Origin of the sequence: Anaerobiospirillum sp. NML120449, assembly GCF_023051105.1 — a bacterium.
GTDB lineage: Bacteria > Pseudomonadota > Gammaproteobacteria > Enterobacterales > Succinivibrionaceae > Anaerobiospirillum.
Genome location: NZ_JALKIL010000076.1, coordinates 1 through 6419, shown reverse-complemented (window position 1 = coordinate 6419; position 6419 = coordinate 1). Strand labels below are relative to the sequence as shown.

General features: G+C 47.7%; 2 protein-coding genes. One reads left to right on the top strand and one right to left on the bottom strand.

Annotated features, from left to right (window positions below; translation table 11 throughout):
- Nucleotides 1–3381: 3381 nt before the first annotated feature.
- Nucleotides 3382–4296, bottom strand: a complete 915-nt coding sequence (locus MXE41_RS12720) for a transporter substrate-binding domain-containing protein (RefSeq protein WP_247100828.1) — start codon at nucleotides 4294–4296, stop codon at nucleotides 3382–3384.
- A gap of 898 nt (nucleotides 4297–5194) precedes the next feature.
- Here MXE41_RS12720 and MXE41_RS12715 point away from each other — a divergent pair.
- On the top strand, nucleotides 5195–5395 hold the full coding sequence (locus tag MXE41_RS12715; protein WP_247100826.1) for a hypothetical protein: 201 nt from the start codon (nucleotides 5195–5197) through the stop codon (nucleotides 5393–5395).
- The last annotated feature ends 1024 nt before the right edge of the window (nucleotides 5396–6419 follow it).

The window sequence follows — 6419 nt, the reverse complement described above, 5'->3', positions numbered from 1 at the left end:
TTTTTACTATGTGATCAAAATCTCGTTTTTAAGTGAATCTAAATTGTTAAAAAGTGATCCTGGTATCACATTTTATTTTCCGAATTTGATCCTTGGATCAAATTTCACGCTTTGTGCGTAGGCCCTGTCTTTACCGGGGCGGGGCTCAGTGCTCTTCAGGCACTGGTTATAAGGTCGATACTGCAATGATTAAGAACAGATGCGGTCCGGACAGTCCTTATTATGTTCCTGGTAACAGCTTGTTATTGACTTATCTGCAAGTGTCTTTCATTTGCATCATGTTCGCTGACAAAGCTGATACCGTTGCGGCTGCCTGAGTCAGCAGCCGTGCTATGCAGTGAATATTACTGAAAAATAATGGTTCCAGTAACATCACAGCCAGGATTTTTTCCCGTACCATCTCCAAAAAGTGGCTGCTCCGGACCACAACCAGGACGTTCGGTAGCCCCTGTCAGTTTGAGAATACGTTTACACAGTCCGGTCAGTCATGGGCAAAAAGCCCTTATCCAATCTTATTTACAGTGTATTTACAATGTCCTGGCCAAAGTAAAAATGTTATATCTAGGCAGGGTGAAATCAGGGACAGTCAGTGCAGGCTTACCAGGCCATAATATTTTTTCACAAATTACGTATGAATCAAATATACATACAAAAGTAGATCATATAAATGTTTAAAATGTGACTATAATCGCAGTGAAACGCACATCCTGAGAGGTGATATTAAGCATTATCCAGGAGTTTACATATAAATTTATGTCGATAAAACCTGATGAAAAGGCATGTGCAGGCAGTTTCTTAACATGGATTTAACAAACAGTTCTGTATGTAACAGTGCAAAGTCCCTATTACAAGTAATTTTATGAGCAATTGTCTTTATGGTGCATCAAAACAGGGCATAATCGTGGTATAAAAAATATCTATGACTGGTAAAAGTGCATGATTCTCTGTATAAAAACCGGCAGACTTTTGGAGCCCCTTGCTGAGCCTGATGTCCTGTTCACTTAGCTGTCTGAACAGCCACTGCAGCTCATGGTCAAAAAGTCCTTATCCAGGCCTCTTGTCAGTGACGACATTGATTTAGCAGGCAATTATGGATGCAGGACAGTCCCCTTACCCCGGGATTTACCCATAACATTTACTCTTATCCCATAAAATTGCCGCTCATTTCAGGAGCTGGATGGCTGCATAGCCTTGAGGCGCCTGAACTGTTGCGGCATGGCCGCTACAATCCTGACTCTATCCTCAGCACGGCAATCGGCATTTATATGATGCCCTGTGCCTGCCGCTGCCGCAGAAGCTGCAGATGCAGGCCCGGTGCCTTCACTTAATTGCTGTATCCCAGGCCTGTCCGGTCTCCTCTTCTATTTTCTCCCTGCTCCCCCGTTCCTTTTCGTTCCTGCTCTTTCCTTTTCTCTACTGCATTTTGCTTCGCATTTTCTTATCTTCCGTACTCTCCCTATTTCATCTAATCAAGGTTCATCTTCACACACCCTGGCTAACCTCAACTCAAATAATCTCATCTTGCCTCAACATGCCCTATGTCAGACATAGCCTGAGGCCTTGCGCTTACTTCGGCATGGCGCTTTACTTTCGCAAACAGCTCCTCCTCCTCCTCATAAAGGCAAGTGAGCCTGTGATATGTTGTAATCAGGAAATATCTTATAAATTGTTTTAGTTACCATAATTGAGCAGCAGGGAGTTATTACATCAGTGATTGTGCATTGTCTACTGTTATGCCAAAGAAGTCCGTAAAGTGTTATGGTTATTATATTATCCTGGTGTATGTACAATTCCTTTTACCATGGCGTGACACTGTGTGTAAGTTCTGCACTTTGTAGAACTTGTGCAATATGCACAGACACACTTTACAAAATATTATCTAATGTGATTCTATAGCCGGTTGCCAGTCTGGTGCACGTGCGTACATCCAATCACTCAATAATTTTCCCACTCAAAATTTGAGCACAGATAATGCTGAAAGGACTGTCATGTCTCTTCTGGCAATCACTAATGCTTTATAAAATTGTAACAGTAGCATTTACTGCTGCTGCATATGAGCTTACTTTGACGGGCAGCAGTTTGAGGAAATGCCATGACCTGTTAGCAGCAGTCAGGATATTATCCGAGAGGGGGATAGAGAGGCAGGATCACTTGCTGATATTACAGCCGCACTGCCACAGCAACCTTACAAGACAAAGAATAATGTTCTTATGTTCCGCCAGTTGCTCTGAGGGGGTGACTATTAGAGCCGGCCTGTAATGTGAGAGTGTCCCTGGATTTGACTGTCGGGGCTGCTCCGTTTTGCCATGAGTAAGGCATACAGCTGCGCAGGTGGAGCTCAATTAGTCCCATGACTGCTGAATTTGGGGACCGTTTTGTCCACAGGTTCAAAATGCAGGTCTGGCCAGCCTGAAAGACAGGCATGCATGCAATGTCTGCCCAACCATTGAGCCAGTGCACGAGCCTGCAGGGAAAGGTCAGCCGGTTAACCATGAATGTCTGTGGGGCAGGTCAGCCGGTTAGCAAGTGCATGGGACTGCAGGGAACGGTCAGTCAGTGCTCAGAAGTGCAGTCAGGCACGGTCAGACCGGTCTTCGAGCCAGAGCAAGGGCTCCAGCGTATGGGCAGTCATTGCCCAGGAGTGCAGGCAGGCAAGGTCAGCCAGGCCTGTTAGCCAGTGCACGGGGTTGCAGGGAGTAGGCAGCCAGTGAGACAGGGGCACAGGGCTGTAAGGTAAGCTCATGCATATTTGCACAGGCAGGACATAGCATCATTGCTTGCTATGGCTGAGCATTTTGGACCATTGAGTGTTTTGTAAGGCAAGGGGCTGGCAATAAAGGAGGAGAGCATTCGTGTGCCTGCCTGCAAAGCAGGCTGCCAGAAATGAGAACACTTAAAGACAGAACACTTGTTGTTCTCTAATGTGAGCTGCAAGGAAGTAGCCTTGACTGGGGGTAATGACACTTAGACAGAGAGCGGTGCGTGGGTGAGCTGGACAGTAAGGACAGGGCAGGGTTCAATGGCAGATCTGTCCGGTGATGAGCGTGATGGTAAGCTGGTCAGAGCAGAGCAGAGCAGAGCAGCACAGCGCAGAGCAGAGCAGAGCAGCACAGCGCAGAGCAGAGCAGGTCAGAAAGTGCAGCTGATCGAGATAGCGCAGCTGGGAGGGCTGGACCGTCTTTACGGGCAGGACTGTACTGGTGCGGCGGGGACAAAAAGAAAAGCGGTATCCGGAAGAACACCGCCTGAAAATCCAGGCATATGCCTGGACTGAGTTTTTAGAAAAGGTATATGGTCATCATGATGCCATGCATGCCATGCAGCCGGGCCTGACAGTCACTGTCTGTCGGCCTTGCTGCCTGTTACTGCTGCTGTCAGCTTTTAGTTGGCTGGAGCGGCATGCATGGAGATGCTGCGGGCTTTGGTGTTCTGTCTTTCGTGAGCGTAAGCGCTCTGGCTGTCAAAGAAGTTCTTGAGTTCCTTGCGCACAATACGATCTACAGTGCCGTCGGCCATCATCTGGTTGTAGATACGCTGCAGTCTTTCAGAATTTGGGCTGTCCTTCTTGAAGAACAGAGCGATACCGCCCTCTGAGCCTGGCAGTGTAGCTGCAACCTGCAGATTGGCATCAGGCCAGATAGCAATGTATTCGCGGGCGATAATCTCGTCGATAACCAGGGCATCAGCAAGGCCACGGGATACGGCGTAGAAGATCATGAAGTTGGATGGGGTTTCAAACAGGCGGATATTACGGTTGCCAATGAGGCCTGTCATATTGGAGCCGCTCTGAACAGCCATGATACGGCCATTGAGATCATCAAGGCTGCGTACCTTTTCGCCCTTGCGGGTTACGATTACGGCGCTGTTGTAAACATAAGGCTCGCTTACAGAGTAGTACTTGGCGCGCTCCTTGTTGGCAGTGATAGCGCCGGCAACAATATCAGCCTGACCTGACATGCCGAGCTCCATCATGGTGTTAAAGGAGGTGATGTCATACTGACCACTGTCGGTCTTGAAACCGGCACGGCGCTGCAGCTCTTTGACCAGGGCTACGTCAACGCCTTCTGGCTGGTTCATGCTGTTGCGCAGAGTTACAAAAGGAGGGGCTACAGCAAAGGACACCACGAGAGTTTCATTGCTCATGTCTGCCATGGAAGCAGGGGAGGCAAATAAGGCAGCGGCACCAACAGCAATGGCTGTTAAGGTGCGGCCCAGGGCGGCTGACAGGCCTTTACGGGCGGTGCGGGAGGATGAAGAAGATACAGTGATGGCGGTGCTGCAGGAAGTGGCGCGCATTATGATGTCCTTGGATGCTGTGAAATCCGGTTGGCGTTACAGCTGTGATACCTTTTGCAGGTGCGGCTGATCTCCGCCCTGTACAGACCATGGCTCTGTATTTAAGAGCAGGTCTTGCAGATCCTGAGGTATATCCTGGCGGTGTGGCGCCATGGAGTTCTGACCTCTTATAAACAGACTGCTGATTAGAAGGTATCAGGCAGAAAACCTGGTAAACGTCTGTTAAGAATGATCAGCCTTATGTTGCGTGTATTAACCCAAAATCAGGAGGCTGAGTTGATTACTGGTCTGATTAATTCACAGCGGCCCTGCTGGTTGCAGGTGCCTTGTCTGCCGGTAGGCAGGCCTGGTCTCATGTGCCGGGAGGGTGCCCTGGGACAGGGAGTGACACATATATGGTCAGGCTCAAATCGGAAAGGGAGTCCGATGGAAAAAGAGTCAGACAAGGGTTTTTCTGAAGTGAGTCATCAGAGGAACTGTGTGATGCGCTGATGCTCACAGCGGTTACTGAAGACAGTAGCGTAACCGCATTCCCGTGGCTGGTTCTGCACGGGACTTGTATGTAAGTGTCGCCTGGAGCGTTGATAAATCGCTGTTCTGGGACAGGGAAAATATTAAGTGAAAAAATGGTTTTTATGACATCGCAGCTGCAAAGATTTTCTTCTTGCCAGAGATCATTCATGCGCTAAAAATGATAAAAACTTGCAACTGAGTGGGGATTTTTCACTGTACACAGTGCACGCAAAAAATCGTTCCTGATTATTAAGATCCCGATAAGATCTTGTTTACTTTGCATTTACATCATCAAAATATGGCTGAAATACAATAGTCGGTATCTATGAAATATCAAATTTTTTCGATGGTAATGTGATGTTGAACATTTTTAAATAAATTACGCATGAAAGTGATTTACATACAAAATATGGCTATTTGTGAGTTAAAAACAGGCAAAAATTTTTTGTGGCAAAGATCACAAATCACTCAAAAGGAGCATTTTGGTCATAGACATGGTGCAGAGCATACAGTGGCTGTATTGCTGTTGTTTATGCGAAAACTCAGGCAGGCTGCAAAGAACTGGTGCAAAAACGCTCTAATTTGAAACATTTATCAGGCAGGTTTACAAGCAATTGCACAGGTCAAGGACATGGCTAATATCAACTGCAGCTGGTGCAATAAACCGCATGCCTTTGCATCTACAAATTGAACCAGTACCTTCACGCAGCAAGCAATAAATGTCAGAAGAGCCAGATTTGGCAAACTCTCCGGCAAACACCAGATTAGCCACCATTGCTTACAGTTGAGGCAGCTGTGCTGGGGCACCCGGGCATCATTTATAAAGCCCCAAGAATGATCATGCTGCGTCCCTTTCATAGCCGCTTCACTTAAACGGACAGTGCTTACGTCCTGCCACATGCAGCGAGCAGAAATGCAGGGCATACTGGCGTGCTCAACAAACACCATAAGGAAAGACAGAATTGAGGATATGCAGACAGGCTGACAGACATCTGCTGCGTGCATTTACTGACGTCATACCTCGTACTCTCGCCAATGGTTTAAGCACGTGTTGAGAATAAGGAGACGTCTATTGCCGAGATTGATAATGGATAAGAGCCCGGGCCTCGACAGCTGGTCAGCCCCCATTTAACCGGCGGCTGGGTCTGTCCCAGGCCGTGTTGGCAGCAACAGCATGGATTAAAAGAAGCAGGGCATTACGCTGGCTCAGGCATGGACTGAATGGAGGTCGGCTGTAATGATTATGAAGCCGGGCATGGGCCAGTGCTCAGGCGGTACTGAAAGTATGTCAGCTGCAGTGGTTAGGATGACGGGCATGGCCAGTGCTCAGGCATGGGCTGAATGGAGGTCAGCTGTAATGGTCAGGATGTCGGGCTGGCACTGTGCTCGAGTGGTACTGAATGGATGTCAGCTGTAATGGTTGGGAAGCCGGGCATGGCTCACTGCTGTGTATTGGACTGAATTAATTTCCATGCACTTTCTAACATATAGTCGGACAATGTTTTGGAGGACGCACATTCCATTGGACCTTTTGAACCATGAAAAAAAAATTTTTCTTCAAAAAGTCTACAGGATTGACCTGTAATGTAGCTTCAGCTACCGCCTATTTG